The 18,495-nt window shown below is 68.3% G+C and carries 12 protein-coding genes; 6 read left to right on the forward strand and 6 right to left on the reverse strand.

Annotation, left to right across the window (positions count from 1 at the left end; genetic code table 11):
* Positions 1-2 precede the first annotated feature (2 nt).
* Positions 3-917, forward strand: coding sequence for an HAD family hydrolase (locus ACN469_RS30515; RefSeq protein ID WP_498773538.1), 915 nt, complete (start codon positions 3-5; stop codon positions 915-917).
* Positions 918-923: 6 nt separating this feature from the next.
* On the opposite strand, the gene ACN469_RS30520 is transcribed toward ACN469_RS30515, so the two are convergent.
* A complete protein-coding gene (locus ACN469_RS30520; protein WP_498773561.1) occupies positions 924-1,742 on the reverse strand; it encodes a neuromedin U in 819 nt (272 codons plus the stop codon).
* Positions 1,743-1,904: 162 nt separating this feature from the next.
* Positions 1,905-3,233: a DUF1254 domain-containing protein gene (locus tag ACN469_RS30525; RefSeq protein WP_498773540.1), complete on the reverse strand. Its 1,329-nt coding sequence runs from the start codon at positions 3,231-3,233 to the stop codon at positions 1,905-1,907.
* A gap of 288 nt (positions 3,234-3,521) precedes the next feature.
* Here ACN469_RS30525 and ACN469_RS30530 point away from each other — a divergent pair, with 288 nt between their 5' ends.
* The 4 genes from ACN469_RS30530 (at position 3,522) to ACN469_RS30545 (ending at position 12,128) form a co-directional block, all read left to right on the forward strand.
* On the forward strand, positions 3,522-5,399 hold the full coding sequence (locus tag ACN469_RS30530) for a SulP family inorganic anion transporter (protein WP_498773541.1): 1,878 nt from the start codon (positions 3,522-3,524) through the stop codon (positions 5,397-5,399).
* 128 nt (positions 5,400-5,527) lie between these two features.
* On the forward strand, positions 5,528-8,356 hold the full coding sequence (locus ACN469_RS30535; RefSeq protein ID WP_498773543.1) for an ELWxxDGT repeat protein: 2,829 nt from the start codon (positions 5,528-5,530) through the stop codon (positions 8,354-8,356).
* A gap of 36 nt (positions 8,357-8,392) precedes the next feature.
* Positions 8,393-9,073, forward strand: coding sequence for a DNA-binding protein (locus tag ACN469_RS30540; protein WP_498773545.1), 681 nt, complete (start codon positions 8,393-8,395; stop codon positions 9,071-9,073).
* Positions 9,074-9,227: 154 nt separating this feature from the next.
* On the forward strand, positions 9,228-12,128 hold the full coding sequence (locus tag ACN469_RS30545; RefSeq protein WP_498773547.1) for a patatin-like phospholipase family protein: 2,901 nt from the start codon (positions 9,228-9,230) through the stop codon (positions 12,126-12,128).
* Positions 12,129-12,137: 9 nt separating this feature from the next.
* Here the strand turns inward: ACN469_RS30545 and ACN469_RS30550 are convergent, their stop codons facing one another.
* The 4 genes from ACN469_RS30550 to ACN469_RS30565 form a co-directional block, all read right to left on the reverse strand.
* Complete coding sequence (locus ACN469_RS30550) at positions 12,138-13,028, reverse strand: hypothetical protein (protein ID WP_498773549.1); 891 nt, start codon at positions 13,026-13,028, stop codon at positions 12,138-12,140.
* A gap of 108 nt (positions 13,029-13,136) precedes the next feature.
* Complete coding sequence (locus ACN469_RS30555) at positions 13,137-14,291, reverse strand: hypothetical protein (RefSeq protein WP_498773551.1); 1,155 nt, start codon at positions 14,289-14,291, stop codon at positions 13,137-13,139.
* Complete coding sequence (locus tag ACN469_RS30560; protein ID WP_498773553.1) at positions 14,291-15,427, reverse strand: type II asparaginase; 1,137 nt, start codon at positions 15,425-15,427, stop codon at positions 14,291-14,293. The genes ACN469_RS30555 and ACN469_RS30560 overlap by 1 nt, the downstream gene beginning before the upstream one ends.
* Positions 15,428-15,464: 37 nt before the next feature.
* Positions 15,465-17,138 carry a bifunctional aspartate transaminase/aspartate 4-decarboxylase gene (locus tag ACN469_RS30565; protein ID WP_498773555.1) on the reverse strand — a complete coding sequence of 558 codons (1,674 nt, stop codon included), beginning with the start codon at positions 17,136-17,138 and terminating at the stop codon, positions 15,465-15,467.
* Positions 17,139-17,404: 266 nt separating this feature from the next.
* Here ACN469_RS30565 and ACN469_RS30570 point away from each other — a divergent pair, with 266 nt between their 5' ends.
* Positions 17,405-18,439: a formylglycine-generating enzyme family protein gene (locus ACN469_RS30570; RefSeq protein WP_498773557.1), complete on the forward strand. Its 1,035-nt coding sequence runs from the start codon at positions 17,405-17,407 to the stop codon at positions 18,437-18,439.
* The last annotated feature ends 56 nt before the right edge of the window (positions 18,440-18,495 follow it).

Raw genomic sequence — 18,495 nt, forward strand, 5'->3', positions numbered from 1 at the left:
CCATGAGCGCTCCCCTTCCCTCCTGGAATGACGGCACCGCGCGCGCGGCGCTGCTGGACTTCGTCGACGCGGTGACGACTGAAGGCGCTTCGAGCTTCGTTCGGCCGGAGGACCGGGTCGCGGTGTTCGACAACGACGGCACGTTGTGGGCGGAGCAGCCCATGTATGTGCAGGCGCACTTCGTCCTGGACAGGGTCCGGGAGTTGGCCCGCTCGCATCCGGAGTGGCGGAGGAAGCAACCCTTCCAGGCGATCATCGAAGGGGACGAGGAGGCGCTGAGCAGGCTCACGGAGCATGACGCCGCGGCGCTGATCGCGGCCACGCACGCGGGGATGACCACGGGGGAGTTCTCCCGGACGGCGAAGGCCTGGTTGGCGACGGCGCGGCATCCGCGCTTCCAGCGGCCCTTCACGCACTGCATCTACCAGCCGATGCTGGAGCTGCTGGACCTCTTGCGGACACATGGGTTCGACCTGCACATCGTCTCGGGCGGTGGCATCGACTTCCTACGAGCGTTCAGTGAGGAGACGTACGGCATCCCCTCGTCGCATGTGATTGGAAGCAGCGGGAAGACGCACTTCGAGCTGCGGGAGGGCCAGCCTGTGTTGGTGAAGCTGCCGAGCCTCACCAGCATCGACGATGGCGAGGGCAAGCCCATCAACATCCACCTGCACATCGGGAAGCGGCCGGTGCTGGCGTTCGGCAACTCGGATGGAGATCTCCAGATGTTGCAGTACGCGGGCTCGGGGGATGGGCCTCGGCTGAGGCTGCTCCTTCACCACGACGACGCGGAGCGGGAGTACGCGTACGACCGCGAAGCGAAGGCGGGGAAACTGGACCGGGCGCTGGACGCGGCGGGGACGGACGGGTGGACGGTGGTGAGCATGCGCTCGGACTGGAAGCAGGTGTTTCCGTAGGGCGCGTCAGTGCTTCTTCAGCGGGAACAGGAACGAGAGCTGGACGCGGAGCTGCCACTCCGCGGTCCCCGGCAGGTCGGGTCGAATCGCGTTGTAGTACGCGGACACGGAGCCATTCAGTGCCTGCTTGCCCACGGTGAAGACCTTCCCTGCCCCCAGGCCAAAAGGAACGGTCCACTGCTCTCCGGACGGCCCCTCCCAGTTCGCCGTGAGGATGGGCGCCGACGTCACGTACCAACCCTTCGGAAGGTTGCAGGTGATGAAGTACTGGAGCAGCAGTTGGTTCACCGTCTCGCGCGAGTCGTCACCGAACACGGAGAACACGTTGTTCGCCAGCACACCGATGGACCAGGGCTCCGGCTGAACCAGCGCTACCACGGAGGGTCCCACGCTCCACTTGCCCGTGCCCAACACCTCCGCCGTCCCAGTCGGCAACAGGAACGCCGGGCCCACGCCCCAGATGAAGAGCCCCGGCTCCTTCGGCGACACGAAGAACGTCGCTGACGTGTCTCCCAACCCGAACGTCCCGCCACTCCCGTCCGCCAGGTCCGGTTGATAGAGAATGGGCAGGATGACCCGCGCGATGAGGTTGAAGTCCCGCGTCAGCGACAACGGCACCACGGGCTGGATGTTGAGCGTGTTGCGCACCCGCTCCCCAGGCTCCACGCCCAGATCCACGTTGTCCTGAAGCGGCACGCTGATGAGCGCCGCCACCGGGTTCTGCACCGCCTTCGCCAGGTCCTGCTGGTTCGCCCCCTCGCTTCCAGCCGACGCGGGAGTCGGCTCTTCAGCGACTGAAAGCAGCGGCATCACCAGGAGCAACATCACGACCCACGCGCCGCCTCGCCTCGAACCTGGTGCCCGCACGCCCCACCCCCGTGCCAACACAGCGGCACCGGGTGGGGATGCCCATCGACGAGCGCCTCGTCAACGGTCCCCACCCCCGGGGGCAGGAGCCACGTCCTCAAACACTCGCGACGCGGGCCCTCAGTCGCTCAGCGCTTCGACCGCGGGCGGCACGTAGGCCCCTCGCTGCGCCGACTCGGTGGGGCCGTAGATACGCAAGAGGACGTAGAAGCGCCCGTCGGGGATGGGCAGCCAGTTGGCCACCCGCTGAGGCTCGGGAGCGTCACTCTGAAGGAAGAAGGAGATGGACCCATCGCTCGACTTCTTCAAGTCGCGGGAGCGGTCCCCCAGCGAGTAACGCTGGATGGGATTCTCCACCAGCATCCGGGTCTCCGCGTCGTACGCCGTCAGGGACCAGAAGAACCGGGCTGGCGGCAGCGCGTCCGCTGGGAAGCGCAGCACGTAGCGACTCCGGCTTCCATCCAGCAGGCGGTCCTCACCATCCAGATGGGTGATGGGATAGACGGCCTCCGCGGGCGAGTTCGCGTAGATGTAGTTCCATCCGACTCGCGCACGCAGCAGGTAGTCGTCTCCGAACGCGCCCACCTTCGGGTCGGGCAGCTCCCAGCCCCGGTGCAGCACGGGGCGCTGCTGGATGACACGGCGCGCATCCTTCACACCCTCCAACATCGCCGCACGCACCTCGGGCGGGAACGCCTGGGCAGCCATGCGCGCGCCGGGCCGCACGCCGATTCGGGCGAAGCGCGCCAGCAAGGGCTGCTCCGCGTCCGTGAAGCGGTGCCACTGCATCATGAAGTTGACGTACTCGAACGCCTTCAACGACGTGTCCGCCTTGTCATCGAAGTACGGCGGCCAGACCACGTCGGGCAGCTTCGGCGCGGCGCGCTTCGTGAGCACATGGAGCGGCGTCAGGCGGAACTGTTGCTGGAGCGACGCCGCCGCGGACACGTCCTCGGGCCCCTGGACACCGATGCGCATCAACGCCGCCACGAGCGTCGAGGGGGACCGGATGACGAGCGCATCCTTCAGTGACGCTGGCAGCTCGCCATCCCAGTCAGGGCCCGCGATGACGAAGCGCCGGGGAGCCGTCCCCGTGGCCCGGGTGCCGATGTACTCGAGGTTGTTCGTCGTGATGTCGACCAACTGGACGCAGAAGTACCGTCCCCCCAGCTCGGGAGTGTCCAGCACCACGGGCTCGCCGCGCAGGTCCAGGCTCGCCGCCGAGTAGAGCGTGTCGTTGTTCGCGGAGACGACCTCGCGGTCCTTCGGTGTGAAGAGCCGGGGGAAGTGCAGGAAGACATTGGCGGGCCGGAGCTGCGGAGAGTCCGGCAGGAAGTTCAGGGCGAAGATCCTGTAGTGCTCCACCATCGGCAATCCAAAGACATAGGCCTCGCGCGCCAGGTCCTGGATCTCCTGGGCCGTCAGTCCCGCGGTCGATGGCTCCAACATGGTGGCACCTCTCCCGTGGAGCGAGGACGGCGGAAGCACCGGCTCGACTCTCACGTCCGGCAACGTGGGCTGGGGTTGCCTCACACGCAACAGTCCAAGGGGACCAGCGAAGGAGGGCCCGTTACGGCCCAGGGGCCACACCGCGTGACGTTGCGCGCTCGTCCCCTCACCTCGTCTCGTGGCCCTGGAGGACCGGGCGCAGCGAGCCCTTGGAATGGCGGGGGCTCGATTGTCGGAGCGGGGCGCGCTCAGCAACGTGTGAAGGACACGACCGCCGGAGCGACACACATGCCGGAGATATCCCATCCGCACAGTCCCGGAGTCCACTCCGTCACGCGCTTCCTGCCGTTCCTGTCCTGGCTCCCCAAGTGGCGTCCGCAGTCGCTCAAGCGAGACCTCGCGGCGGCGCTGACCATCACCGCGCTCCAGATTCCAGAGGCCATGGCCTACGCGGAGCTGGCGGGCGTGCCACCCCAGGCGGCCTTCTACGCGGGCCCCGTGGCCCTGGTCCTCTATGCCCTGCTCGGCACCTCGCGGCAGCTCGTGGTCGCCATCTCCGCCACGGTGGCCGTGCTCTCCGCGTCCACGGTGGCCACGCTCGCGCCCGCGGGCACACCCCGCTTCATCGCGCTCACCGCCGCGCTGGCCATCCTCGCGGGCGCCATCTCCATCCTCGCCGGAGTCCTGAAACTCGGGCGCATCGCCCAGTTCTTCTCGGAGTCGGTCCTCACCGGCTTCGTCTTCGGCCTCGCGCTGGTCATCGCCATCAAGCAGGTGCCCAAGCTGCTCGGCCTCGAAGCCGGCAACGGCAACTTCTTCGAGCGGCTGTGGCACCTGGTGACGCACCTGGGACAGACCCAGCCGCTCACGCTCGTCATCGGCGTGGCGAGCCTGGCGGTGCTGCTCCTGCTCGGCCGGCTCCTGCCACGCCTGCCCGCGTCCCTCGTCGTGCTGGTGCTGGGCACCGCCGTCGTCGGCGTGCTCGGCCTTCAGGGGCACGGCGTGAAGGTGGTGGGCAACATCCCCTCGGGCCTGTCGGGCCCGGCCATTCCCGACGTGGGCATGGGAGATCTGCTGAAGCTGCTGCCCGGCGCGTTCGGCATCGCGCTGGTCGCGTTCGCGGAGGCCATCGGCCCGGCGCGAGTGCTCGCCTCCAAGCACCGGTATGAAGTGGACCCGAACCAGGAGCTCATCGGCCTGGGGGCGGCGAACCTGGGCGCGGGCCTCTTCCGGGGCCTCTCCGTGGGCTGCAGCCTGTCCAAGTCCGCCGCCAATGACGCGGCCGGGGCGCGCACCCAGATGTCCAGCCTGCTCGCCGCTGGCATCCTCGCGCTGGTGGCCCTCTTCTTCACGCCGCTGTTCCGCACGCTGCCCGAGGCCACCCTGGCCGCCATCGTCGTGCTCGCCACGGTGGGGATGATGGACGTGAAGGAGCTGCGCCGCCTCTTCAAGCTGCGCCGCACGGACTTCCTCCTCGCGGCGGGCGCGCTCCTGAGTGTGCTCATCCTCGAGGTGCTCCCGGGGCTGATGGTCTCCGTGGGCCTCTCCGTGGCGCTCCTCGTCTGGCGCGCCAGTCAGCCCCGGGTCAGCGAGCTGGGCCGAGAGCCGGGCACGCTGGACTTCGCGGACGTCCGTCGCCAGCCAGCGCCCCTCACCGTGCCCGGCCTGCTGATGATCCGCCCCAACGAAGGCATCTTCTTCGCCAACGCCACTGCCCTCCGGGACGCCATCATCGGCCGCGTGGACAGCGCCACCTCGCCCGTGCACGCCGTGCTGCTGGACCTGGAAGTCACCTCGGACCTGGACGTGCCCGGCGCGGACATGCTCAGGGCGCTGAAGGACTCGCTCGAGCACCGCGAAGTCACGCTGATGCTCTCCCGCGTGATGGGCCAGACGCAGCGGATGCTGGACCGCACCGGCGTGACGGAGCACCTCGGCGCCGGGAACATCCACCCGCAGACCTTGAACGGCGTGGTGGAGTACCTGTCACACCGGACCCACCACTCGAAGGCCGAGTGGTCGCTCGTGAAGGACGGACTCCATCGGCTGAACGCCCTGGTGGAGGAGGCCATCCCCGCCGCCGAGGGAGCAGACGACCGGCGCCGACTGGAGGCACTGCGGCATCGACTGGCTCGGATTGACGACAGCTCCTCGTCACACGAGTAGGTAGTCCGCGGGCCGCGACGGTGTCGATGCCGTCAAGACCAGACGATGCGCCTCGGTCCGTATCCCCTTGCCAGACATGTCAGTCCGGCGCGGTTTCATCCAATGCCGCATCAAAGGGGAGTTCCAACATGAGTATCCAGAAGCAAGGCGGACGTTCCGCGTCCGCATGTTCCACCCCTGCATCCAGAGCGAGAGGTCTTCTCCTGCTCACCCTGCTCACCCTGGGCGCGGGCTGCGGCCTGGAGGCAACGGAGCCGTGGGCTCCCGAGCAAAAGCCAGGCACCGTCAGGGAGGCGCTGGGTGAAGTTCCGGCCTTCCTGGTCAAGGACATCAACACCTCGACTCCCGCCAACGTCGGCTCCAACCCGAAGCACTTCGTCGCGCTCGGTGGGGCGCTCTACTTCGCCGCCGACAGCCAGACCTCGGGCGAGGAGCTCTGGAGGACCGACGGCACCTCCGCTGGCACCGTGCTGGTCGCGGACCTCTGCTCGGGCCCGTGCGGCTCGAGCCCGCGCGGTCTGACGGTCATGAACGAGGCGCTTTATTTCTTCGCCTCGGACTCCCACGGAGCCCTGGGGCTGTGGCGCAGCGATGGCACTGTCGCCGGCACGCAGATGCTCAAGGGCATCAACATCAACAACTCCAGTCCGAAGCTCACTCCCATCGACGGGACGCTCTACTTCAGCCTCTACGACCCGGCCTCGGGCAACGAGCTGTGGACGAGTGATGGCACCGCCGTCGGCACGAAGCTGCTCGTGGATATCAACCCGGGCACGGGCGACTCCTACCCGAGTGGCTTCATCGCCTTCAACGGCACGGTCTTCTTCAGGGCCACCTCCGGGGTGGGGTCCGAGTTGTGGACGACGGACGGCACCGCCGCCGGCACCGCCCTGCGGATGGACCTCTACCCGGGAACCAACGGCTCCGGGCCGGCCGACCTCACCGTGTACAACGACCTGCTCTACTTCATCGCCTCGGATGCCCCCAGCCTCCGGAGTCTCTTCAAGTCCGATGGGACGGCCGCGGGGACGGTCAAGGTGAAGGACTTCGGGACCGTGGGCGCTCCCCTGCTCTTCAACGGGCTGATGTACTTCCCGGCCTCCGACACCACCTCGGGATACGAGCTGTGGAAGAGCGATGGCACCACCGCGGGGACCGTGCTGGCCGTGGATGTCTTTCCTGGAGGCGCGTCCTCCCACATCAACAACCTCAAGGTGGTGGGAGACAGTCTGTTCTTCACCGCCTACGACTCCACCGCGACCTATGCCCTGTGGAAGAGCGACGGCACCCAGGCGGGCAACCAGCGACTCCTCACCGCGCCCTCGTACCTGAACAACGTCACCGTCCTGGGTGGCTCGGTCTACTTCACCGCCCGGGAGGCGAGCACGGGCTCGAGCTTCTACGCGGAGCTCTGGGTGAGTGACCTGACCGCCGCGGGCACCCGCGTCGTGAAGGACATCAACCCGGGCACCTCGCTTGGCGCCTTTTCAACCCAGGCGACGAGCTACTTCGGCATCCTGGACGGCGTCCTCTACTTCGGAGCCAACGACGGCGCCTCGAACACCGAACCGTGGCGCAGCGATGGCACGGCCGCGGGCACCACCCAGGTGAGAGACGTCTTCGGGCCCGTGAGCGAGTCCTCTCCCGCGAATCTCATCCTGTCGAACGGCCTCGTGTACTTCACCGCCCATGACGGGAGCTATGGCGCGGAGCTGTGGCAGAGCAATGGCACCGCCACGGGCACCCGCAGGTATTGGGACCTCTGCACGGGGAGCTGCAGCCCGAGCCTGTCGTCCTTCACCCTGCATGGCTCGAGCATCTTCTACATCACCACCACCAATTCGATTGGCGGCAGCTCGCCCGCGAGGCTGATGCAGAGCCCCACGTCCTCGGGCTCCGCCGGCGCCATCCCCGTGGCCAGCACGCTCACCGTCACCTCGCCCCGATTGGTGTCCTACAAGAACTGGCTGTACTTCCGCGCCAATGACACCAGCTACGGCGACACCCTGCGGATGACGGACGGCTCCTACACCACCCGGACGAATGACACCGCCGGGCGCGGGCTCAAGACCCCGGACCAGCTGGTGGTCTCCAACGGGACGCTCTTCTTCACCGCCGATGACGGCACGAACCTGGGGACGGAGCTGTACAAGACGGACGGCACCTATTCGGGCTCGACGCGGGTGAAGGACCTCTGGCCGGGAGTGAACAGCTCCTCCCCGTCCAACCTCACCGACGTGAATGGGACGCTGTTCTTCCGCGCCCAGGATGGAACCGGCGCGTACAACCAACTCTGGAAGAGCGATGGCACCAGCGCGGGCACCGTCAAGGTGGCGACCTTCTTGGCGGCAACCGGCGGCGCGTTGACCAACTTCAGGAACGTGTCGGGGACGCTCTTCTTCTTCGTGTCCGACTACACCACGACCGCGCTCTGGAAGAGCGATGGCACCAGCGCGGGCACCGTCAAGGTGAAGGACCTCCCGGTGCGCTCCTACGCCGAGTCGACGTACTTCGCCACGATGGCCGGCGCGCTCTACTTCGGCCTGCGTGACGAGGCTCACGGCTACGAGTTGTGGAAGAGCGATGGGACTGCCGCGGGCACGGACATCCTGATGGACCTCCGACCCGGTCCGAATGGGGGGTTGGCGGCGCCGTCCTACAACAATGGCGCGCTCGTCTCGAACCTGCTCCCGCTGGCCGAGGGGCGACTGTTGTTCTCCGCCTCGGATGGGGAGACCGGAATGGAGTTGTGGATGACGGACGGGAGCGCCGCGGGCACGGTGCGCTTGACGGACCTGGCACCGGGTGACGCCTCCGCCACTCCGACGTCGCTCACTCGCGCGGGCGCCCTTGTCTCCTTCGCCGCCAACGACGGGGTGCGTGGCCGGGAGCTGTGGGCCCTGCGTGTCGCCGACCTCATGGCCAGCAGCCAGACCTCTGGCGGCAAGGGCCCTTGATTTGATCGCGAGAGCCGCTCCGCGTTAAGGGGCGGCATGACCCGATTCGAAAGCAGCCTCCCGCAGTTCTCCCGTGCGTTGTTCGCCGCGCTGTTCATCTTCATCGCGGCCTGTGACGACTCGGACGATTCGACTTCGACTCCCATCGCCGAGGCGCGCGCGCAGGCAACGGGGACGCAGGCCACCATCGAGGGCTACGTCAGCGTTCAGCCCGGCGCGTTCGCCTCGGCCCTGGGCGACGAGGGCTTCGCGGTGCAGGACGCCACGGGCGGCGTCTACGTCAAGCTGGCGCAGAAGCAGTCGTTCAATCAGGGCGCCCACGTCCGCGTCACCGGGACGCTCGACGAGCAGAACAAGCTGCGCATCCTGAAGGCCGAGCCCGGGGACGTAGAGTTGCTGAGCGGCTCCCAGGCCGTCTCGGCCAAGAACGTGACCACCGGCGCCGTCAACGAGTCCGTCGAGGGTCAGCTCATCAAGGTGACGGGCGACGTGACGCAGACGTTCCAGGACGATTCGCCCTACGGCTACAAGCTCTACGTGAATGACGGCTCGGGCGAGGTGCAGGTGTTCGTCCACGTCTCGGCCGGCTTCGACGCGAGCGCGCTGCAGGCGCTCAAGCTGGGAGACACCCTCACCGTGGTGGGGCTGGCCGCCCAGTACGAGACCACCTACGAGGTGGCGCCCCGGTCTCCCTCGGACCTGACCGTCGCGCCCTGACGGACGCCTCCACGAGCGGTGCGGGCACTCGGGCGCACACCGGCCCCCCCGCACCGCCCCCGGGGCCCTTGAACAGACGCAACGGTGATATTCTGGACAAGTCGTACTAGCCAGAACTCATCGGACAGGGCCGTCTGTCCAACGAGGGGGGCCCATGAGCAAGCGACGCCCGAGCAAGAGCAGACCCAACGTGATGGAGCAGCGAGACGGGGCCACCCTGCCCCCGGGTGGCGCTGGCGGACGCAATGAGTTGGTGCACGCGGTGCCGGGCGTGCCGCGAGAAGCGCCGCGAGTCCCCGCATGGGTCGGCTATGTCGAGAAGCGCCTCGCCACCATCGTCGCGCTGCTGCTCGCCGGCCTCGCGCTGACCAACCTGCCGCAGATCCACAACATCGTGCTGCAACTGCCCGGCGCGGCCTCGCTGCGAGCGGGCGGCTCCGCGCTGATGGCCGTGACGTTCTGGGCGTATGTCCTCCTGCTCGGCGCCTTCTTCCTGCTCAGCGCGATGTGGGTCTTCGTGCCGCGCGAGGACGTCCCCCGGTGGATGCAGCACCGCAACATCGTCAGTCGGGTGACGCTCGCGCTGTGCCGGAGACTGGTGACGCTGGCGCGCTTCCCCCTGGCGTTTCCCACCCCGGAGCAACGGACGTCGCGAACCCTGGTGTACGGCGGCTTCATTGTCGCGGGTGTCGCGCTCGGCGTCGTGGGCTTCGTGGGGCTGTTGCCCGCGCCGTGGAAGGCCCGGGACTCGGGGCCCATCCTCGTCGCGGCGCTGGCGGCGGCGGTGGGCGTGCTCGGACTCGTCGGCCCGAGGGTGCTCGCGTGGAAGCCCTCGCTGCGCGTCCTGGCGGAGGTCATCACGCGAGGACTGGTGATGTCGCTGGGCTCCTATTTCCTCGCGGAGCTGCTCTGGGGCTTCTTCATCCCGACGATTCCCGAGGCCAGCTTCCGGCTCTACACAATCTGGGCCATCTACCACCTGCTCTTCGTGATTCTGTGCGCGGCCCGCGCGCTCGACCTGGTGCGGAACGTGGTCCAGCGCGCCGTGCTCGCGCTCGTGCTGCTGGGCTCCGGGTTCGTCGTCATCAGCCTGTTGGACAGGGAGGAGTCCCTCAATCCCCTGCCGCTGGCCCAGGGCGCGTCCGCGAGCGAGGACGCCCTCTTCACCCGCTGGCTCGGCACCGCGAACCGCCGCATGGAGCAGATGTGTGACGGCCCGGTGGTCTTCGTCTCCGCGGCCGGCGGCGGCTCGCGAGCGGCCATCTTCGCCATGCTCACGCTGGAGAGCCTGAGCCGGATGCGCGTGAGTGATGCCGACGCCGTCTCCGAGCGGTGTCGCGCGCAGCCGCTGTCCGACCACGTCCTCTTCATCAGCAGCGTCTCCGGGGGCAGCGTCGCCAGCGCGCACTTCTCGCACCGGCTGGCGGCGGGCACCCTGGGGGACACCGTCCCGGCCGACGTGCCGCTCAAGCACGCGCCTCGCGAGGAGCTCGCGTCCCACCTGATGGACGGCGCTTGTGGCCTGAAGGCGGACCGCCTGTGGCCGCTGAGCAGCGACGCGCTCGATGACATGTTCGTCGACTTCAACGCCCCCCTGCTGCGCGGCGTGGTGATGCCAGGAGTGAGTCGCGGCGGAGGCCTGGCGTCCTTCTGGTCCGACTACCTGGGCTGGCCCGCGAGCCTCCCCGAGGATGGCAGCGTCCCCCTGCTCTTCATCAACACGGCCAGCGCGCGGACGGGCGGACGGGTCGTCACGGGCAAGCCGCCCCTTCCTCCTCGAATGGTGAGCGACGGCACCCAGCCGGAGTCCCAGGCGCGCTCCACCAGCGAGCTGACGACCACGGGAGACATCGCGCTCGCCGACGCGGTCCGTGCGTCCGCCAACTTCCCCTTCATCGTCGATCTGCCGGAGGTCGTCGACGCCCAGGGGCACCGCGAGCCCCTCATCGACGGTGGCGTCTTCGACAACACCGGGCTCGACACCTTCGTCTTGTTGCTGCGCGGGCTCACCGACCTGGAGCGCTGGAAGAAGAACCCCCAGGCCCAGGCGGATATCGACCGGTTCTTCAAGCAGCTCGAGGCGCGGGGCGTGCTCTTCGTGGAGATCGACTCCGGCGCGAAGCCGCCGTCACTGGACGAGAGCGAGGACATCGGGAGCGCCATCGGCACCCCGCTCTCCGCCCTCTCACGCTCCAGCCATGCCTTCGCGCGCGACATGGCCGACTACCAGAAGGCGGAGATCGGCCGCCTCCTCGCGAGCCGGCAGGTGACCATGATGCAGACCAGCTACGCCTACGGAGACGTCGAGCTGTCCGTGGACGCGAGCGACGCCCAGCGACAGTGCTTCGAGGAGAACCAGGACGAGGTGATGACCGCCTGGGCCCTCGGCCCCAAGGACAAGGGCCGGCTCCTGGGCCAGTTCCTCTGGCAGGAAGAGAGCGCGAGCGACCTCATCGCCAGCCACATCAAGAACCTCCAGGGCGCGGCGCAGACCCAGCGCTTCGTCGCCGACGCCCGCTCCGACGTCCCCCTCGCCATCCACACCCACCCCCTGTTTCCGGAGCGGCTGAGAGACCCAGCGGCACGGAAGCTCGCCGTGCAGATCGTCGCCGACCAGGTCACCCTGCAGCGACAAGGCGCGTCTCGCCTCCACGACCGGGACGCGCCCGCCGTGCAGCTCTTCGCGCAGGTGGACGCGAGCGCCTCCGACCTGGCCACGCGGCTGGGCGACGGCAGCAAGGACGCCTGGATCTACCTGGGCCAGTACCTGTCGGGCACCAACACCTGGCGCACCTGCTTCTACTGCAAGCCGTCCCAGGCCGAGTGGTCCCTTCCGCCGCAGCGCTTCGTGGGCACCACGCTGGAGAGCACCACGCCCTCGCTCCTCCGAGACGACCCCGCCCAGGGCGAGCCGGCCGCGTACGGCAAGCTCCTGGGCGCGCTGCGCGTCGGTCAGTCCGTCACCGTCAAGGAGGTGCAGGACTGGCACAACCTGGGCTTCATCTGGGCGAAGGTGAGCATCCACCCCAAGGACCCGGCCCGACTCAAGCGCTGAGGGAACCCGTCACGCGGGGACACTCCCCGGAGGCACGCGGCGCGAGGGCTCCGAGTCCCGTTGGCGCTTCACCCAGAGCTTGTAGGGAGTGAGCGCGACCAGCCGGATGACGACATAGGCGCCCACCACGCCCGCGACCTCCAGGGCCCGGTAGTTCGGATAGCTCTGGATGATGATGGTCATGGCCAGCACCGGGTGCGCGAAGGCCGTGGCCAGGGCCACCGCCTTGCGGTCCTCCAGCCTGGGCGCACCGGCCCAGTGTCCGAGCAAGGTGGAGATGATGACGAGCACCACCAGCGCGACGATGGCGATCCACGCGACGTGGATGATCCTCGGCCCGACGATGAACAAGACGCCCACGGACACGGCGAGCAACATCACCGTGAACACCTTGCTGCACCACGGCGCCAGGGCCTTGGCCACGTTCGGGAGGTAGTGGCGCACGGCGATGCCCACCGCGAGCGGAGGGAGGATCTTCACCGCCAGCAGGCGGAAGACCAGCTCCGGGGTCGCCCTGAACTCGACTCCGAGCAACCTGTCCACGCCCATCACCCACAGGGGTACGGAGACCAACGCGAACACGCTGAGCAGCAGCAGCAGGTTGATGGAGGTGGTGGGATTCGCGCCGAGCGCCTTCGCCTGATTCACCTGCAGCGGCGCGCCGGGGCAGACGGCCATCAACAGGATGGCGCTGGCCACCAACGTCGGCAGCTGGAAGACCTTGACCACCGCCAGGGCCACCAGCGGCACGAGCAGCAGCACCACCAGCAGGGCCCGCACGTAGAGCGCGGGGCGCTCGAAGACGTGACGAATCTCGCCGGGGCGGCGCGCCAGGCCCTCGGTGAAGATGAACAGGGTCACGATGTTACCCAGCACGAATGCGACCACGGACCTGAGCATGCTCGCCTCCTCGTGGGCGGCGCGCGACGGAGCCCCCGCACAGTTATCTTCACCGCCACCTCGGCGAGACAGTCCATGGCACCCGGGCACCCGGGCGCCCGCCAGCGCTCAGCTCAAGCTCTTCCGGAGCTGGGACACCACCGCGAGGAACTGCCTGTCGAGCACCAGGAGGATGACGAGCGGCGCCAGGCCCGCGGCGACCACCGCGAGGATCGAGCGCTGGTCCCACGGGAACAGCTTCATCTTCCGGGCGACCATGAACGACGAGCCCAGGTCCGCCAGGGACGAGAAGTCCGGTGAGCCCAGCGGTTCGGGGCCTGGCGACTCCTGGTGGAACCACTTGTCCTCGAACCGTCGCGAGTGGTGCGCGGCGACCGCGGAGAACCAGGGGTCCCCCCGCCGCTTGGCGTGCACGAGCTGATGGGAGAAGAACACCAGGGGTGCGAACACCGCGAGGCACGCGAGGACGGCGAAGAGGACCTGCGGCATGACGTAGTCCAGGGGGGCCTCGGTGATGGCCTTGGCATTGGTCCGGAACGAATACGTGGCGACGGGCACCGCCACCGCGAACACCACCGGCGCGAAGCTGGCCTGACAGATAGAGAGGAAGCCCAGCCCGCCGGCCTGGTCCGGGTGGGTGGGAACCAGCCGGAGCGGGAGCCGGGAGACCCGCAGCAGGAAGACGCCCCAGCCGAAGGCGCGCCACACCCACCGGAGCACGAGGAAGCGCGCCAGGGGCTGGCTCACGTACTGGTACCACCCGCCCGCCAGCGACAGTCGAGGTGTCGGGTCCGCCACCCTGAGCCACTCCTTCGACGGGTCCGGCGTGGACACGAGCGCGAGCGCGATGACGATGCCCAGCAACATCAGCTCGATGAGTGGCGCATCGCGCCACCGCGTCAGTCCCCGAGCCGTGGCCTCGAACGCCTCGCGGCCCTTCTCCTCCACCAGGTCCGCGCGGAGGAACTGCCGCGCCGCCACCCCGACGCGACTGTCGATGTACGGCTCCGCCACCAGGAGCACGGGCAGCGACATCAGCAGCATCGCATGCACCTGGAAGTCGGAGAGGAACAGGCGCACGGTCCCCTTGCCCTGCGGCAGCGCCAGCAGCATCAGCGGCGCCCAGCTCACCAGGATGACGAACAGCGCGGCCCGCCAGGCCCCGAACTGGGGCGGCCCGACGAGATGCAGGCCGCGCTCCAGCTCGTAGAACGGTCCTCCCCGCACCAGGGAGAAGTCCGGGAGCAGGCGGGACCCGGCCATCAGTATTCCTCGAACATCCGCTGCACCCGGTTCGGGTCCTTCGTCTCCAGCAGGGCCAGCTGCAACAGCACGCGCGACTTCGCCGGGTTCAGCTCACCCGAGGCCACGAAGCCCTTCTGGTCGTCGTTGATTTCGTTGTTGCGGAGCACCAGCCCGCTGGGCAGCCGCGTGCTGCGCACCACCACCACACCCTTCTTCACGTGCCGGGCCAGCGTGTCGAGCGCCGGCTGGGTCATGTTCCCGTCCCCCACCCCCGCGATGACCAGCCCCTTGGCGCCGTTCTTCACCGCCGAGTCGATGAGGTCCGGGCTCATGTTCGCGTGGGCATACAGGATGTCGACCCGGGGGAGCGTGCTCTTGCCGGTGACGGAGAACTCCGAGTCCACGGTGTGCTTCTTGTCCATCCGCTCGAACCAGTGCACGTCCCCCGTGTTGACGACGCCCGCGGGGCCCCGGTTCGGGCTGCGGAAGGTCTCCACGTTGGTGGTGTTCGTCTTGGTGACGTTGCGCGCGGTGTGAATCTCATCGTTGATGACGATGAGCACCCCGCGCCCCTTCGCCTCCGGAGACGCCGCCACCGCCACCGCGTTGTAGAGGTTGCCCGGCCCATCCGCGCTGATGGCGGTGGCGGGGCGCATGGAGCCCACGAGCACGACAGGCTTGTCGCTCTTGACGACCAGGTCCAGGAAGTACGCCGTCTCCTCCAGCGTGTCGGTGCCGTGCGTGACGACGACGGCGTCCACTTCCGGCGACGCGAGCAGCTCGTTGGTCCGCTTCGCCAGCTTCAGCCACACCGCGTCGTTCATGTCCTGGCTGCCGATGTTCGCCACCTGCTCACCGGTCAGCTTCGCCACCTTGTCCAGATTGGGGACGGCCTTGATGAGGTCCTCGACCTTGAAGGCGCCGGACTTGTAGCCGTAGCCCTGGGGGTTGCTCTGCGCTCCGGCGATGGTGCCGCCCGTGGCGAGGATGCGCACGGAGGCCAGCTCCTCGGGGCTCTTGGCTCGCTCCTCCTGGGTCGCTGGCGTGCTGGAGTTGGTCGGCGCGGGACTCTCCTGCGCCGCGATTCCAGCGCCCGTCAGCAGCAGGCCCAGCGCACCCAGCAGCCCTCTCATCGTGTTCTTCGAACTGTTCATGGCGGACCTCTCGATTCAGGGTTGGCGTCACGGAAGCTCACGAGTCCAGGTCGCGGCCCTTCCACTCCTCGATGGCGCGGATGACGATGTCCTTGAGGCTCTGGCCGATGAGCGGGTAGTCGGCGTCATCCAGGTTCGCCAGCGACACGCGCGCGGACCACTGTGGCCCCTCGAAGCCGCTGCCGTTGAGCAGCACCACGCCGTGCCGGCGCGCCAGGGCGAGCACGATGTCGAGCGGGTCATGCCGCGACTCCTCGTACTCGACGAAGTCCTGGCCCACGTGCTTTCGCGCCCACACGTCCAGGTCCAACGTCTGGTAGTACGCCGTGCGCAGCGGGTCCTCGGGCAGGTCGATGCCCATGCCCTGATACAGCGCCGCGAGCCTGTCGCGGCAGATCTTCCGGCAGCGCTTCTTGTACGTGTCGTCCTTGTCCAGCAGGGCGAACAGCGAGAAGAGGGTCATCTGGAGCTGCTGCGGCAGGGACAGGCCCGCGGTGTGGTTCAGCGCGACGGCGCGGCTGTCCGCCACCATCCGGTCGATGAACTTCAGCCGCTCCGGCTCCAGCGAGATGGAGCCATAGCGCTCGTTGAGCATCTCCTGCTGGGCCGCCGGCAGCCGCGAGATCATCGAGTCGATGACGTTGTCCTCGTGGAGCGCCACGACGCCCAGGCGCCACCCGGTGCAGCCGAAGTGCTTCGAGTACGAGTAGACCAGGAGCGTGTTGTGGGGCAGCTCCGCGGCCAGCGAGCGGAAGCCCTCGACGAAGGTGCCGTACACGTCGTCGGTGAGCAGGAGCAGGTCGGGCCGCTTCTCGCGGACCACGTCCACCAGCAGGTCCAACGACTCACGATTCATGGCCGTCGCGCCGGGGTTGCCCGGGTGCACGATGAAGAACGCCTTGATGCGCGGGTCCTCCAGCTTGCGCAGCTCCGACTCCGGGTACTGCCACGAATGGCGGCCTTCTTCGGTCATCGCGCTCTGGCGGATGTCGACCGTGCGCAGGTCGAACTCCTCCAGACGCGGAATCTCCAGGTACGGCGTGAAGATGGGCGTGCCCAGGGCGATGGTGTCGCCCTTCTGGAGCAGGCCGTTCACCATCAGCGACCGGAAGATGTACGTCATGGCCGCGGTGCCACCCTCGACTGCGAACAAGTCGAAGCGCCCCGGCGGCGGACGGTTGTCACACATCTCCTGCGCCAGATAGGCCTGAACGATTCTCTCGGCGTGGACGAGCATCCGGTCCGGCACCGGATAGTTGTCGCCGATGGCCGCGTCGGTCAGCTCCCAGACGAACTTGTCCGCGTCGAAGCCCAGCTTGGAGACGCCGTAGTCGAGCGCGTCGCGCAAGAGCCGGATGCCCGCGCTGGCCTCGCTCTCGTCGAGGAAGCGCCGCAGCCGCGCGGCGATGCCCTTCGACTTCGGCATGCCCGCGAGCCCCACGTCCGGCTCGTTCCAGGTGCGACGGGACTCGCGCAGGGCGAACTGGCCCATCAGGAAGAACGCCTCGCGCGGCGTGGTGGCAATCCAGTTGGGGTTGCCCCGGCCCGCGTTGAGCATCACCGCCGCGCGCGTCTTCGCGGACTCATCCGCCAGCTCCATGAGCGTGTCCTTCAGCTCGAACGGGCTGAGCTTCTTCAGCTCTCGCGTGTCGGGAGTCTTCGCGTCTCGCGGGGTGCCCGTCTGCGTCTCGGTCGTCGTGTCGATGCTCATGTCCGTCGCGCTCCATCCGCCGCCCACCGTTCGCGGGGCTGTCGGTTCGGGTCGAACCGCGTTGGCGAGAGGACGTTGTCCACGCGTGCACAGGCCGCCAATCCGCGCGGGGGCCCCACGCCGGGCGCTCGAAGGACAGGGTGCTCGACCGAGGCTGCCCCACCCTGGAGGGCCGGCTTGTCGCCGCGAGCCGAGCCCCACAGCTTGCCGCCTGGGGACTCTTCGGACTCCCACGCGGCAGGACTTCCACAGAGCGAGGCGCAGGAATGAGCAGCACGGATGTCGTTGGTGAAACCACGCCCATGGAAGCGCGCGCGCCGCGCTCCGAGAACGAAGTCGACACGGACTCCGCGCCCGGTGAAGCACCATTCCCCGGCATGGCGTGGATCCCCGGGGGCACGTTCTGGATGGGCTCGGACCGCCACTATCCGGAGGAGCGGCCCGAGCATCAGGTGACGGTGAGCGGCTTCTGGATGGACCGTCACACCGTGACGAACGCCGACTTCGCGCGCTTCGTGGAGGCGACGGGCTACCTCACCGTGGCCGAGCGCCCGCTCAATCCCGACGACTTCCCGGGCGCGGCTCCGGAGCTGCTCGTGCCCGGCGCGCTCGTGTTCCGCAAGACAGCCCAGCGCGTGGACTTGAGGGACTTGTCCCAGTGGTGGGCCTATGCGCCCGGCGCCTGCTGGAAGCAGCCGGAGGGCCACGGCAGCACCTGGAAGAGCCGCGAGTCACATCCCGTGGTCCACGTCGCCTACGAAGACGCGGAGGCGTACGCGGCCTGGGTCGGCAAGGCCCTCCCCAGCGAGGCGGAGTGGGAGCGCGCCGCACGCGCCGGCCTGGACCGCAAGGTGTACACCTGGGGCGACGAGTTCTCCCCGGGAGGCCAGCAGATGGCCAACATCTGGCAGGGAGAGTTCCCCTGGCAAAACATGAACACCGACGGTTTCGAGGGGACCTCGCCAGTGGGGAGCTTCCCACCCAACGGGTATGGCCTGTTCGACATGGCGGGCAACGTCTGGGAGTGGACCACGGACTGGTTCCAGGAGCGCCACCAGGGCAACGGGGGCAAGGCGTGCTGCATCCCCGTCAATCCCCGGGGCCCTCCGTCGTGCGGCAAGAGCTTCGACCCGTGCACGCCGGAGGTGAAGATTCCGCGCCGCGTCCTCAAGGGCGGAAGTCACCTCTGCGCCTCCAACTACTGCCTGCGCTATCGCCCCGCCGCACGTTCTCCGCAGGCCGTTGACAGCGGAACCACACACATCGGATTCCGCTGCCTCGTTCGTGTCACGGAGCGATGACCCGGCAAATTCTTCTGTTTCCGCCGGGTTGAGCCCCCCCTGTTCGCGAACCTGAA

This window comes from Corallococcus terminator, assembly GCF_049194865.1.
Taxonomy (GTDB): domain Bacteria; phylum Myxococcota; class Myxococcia; order Myxococcales; family Myxococcaceae; genus Myxococcus; species Myxococcus terminator_A.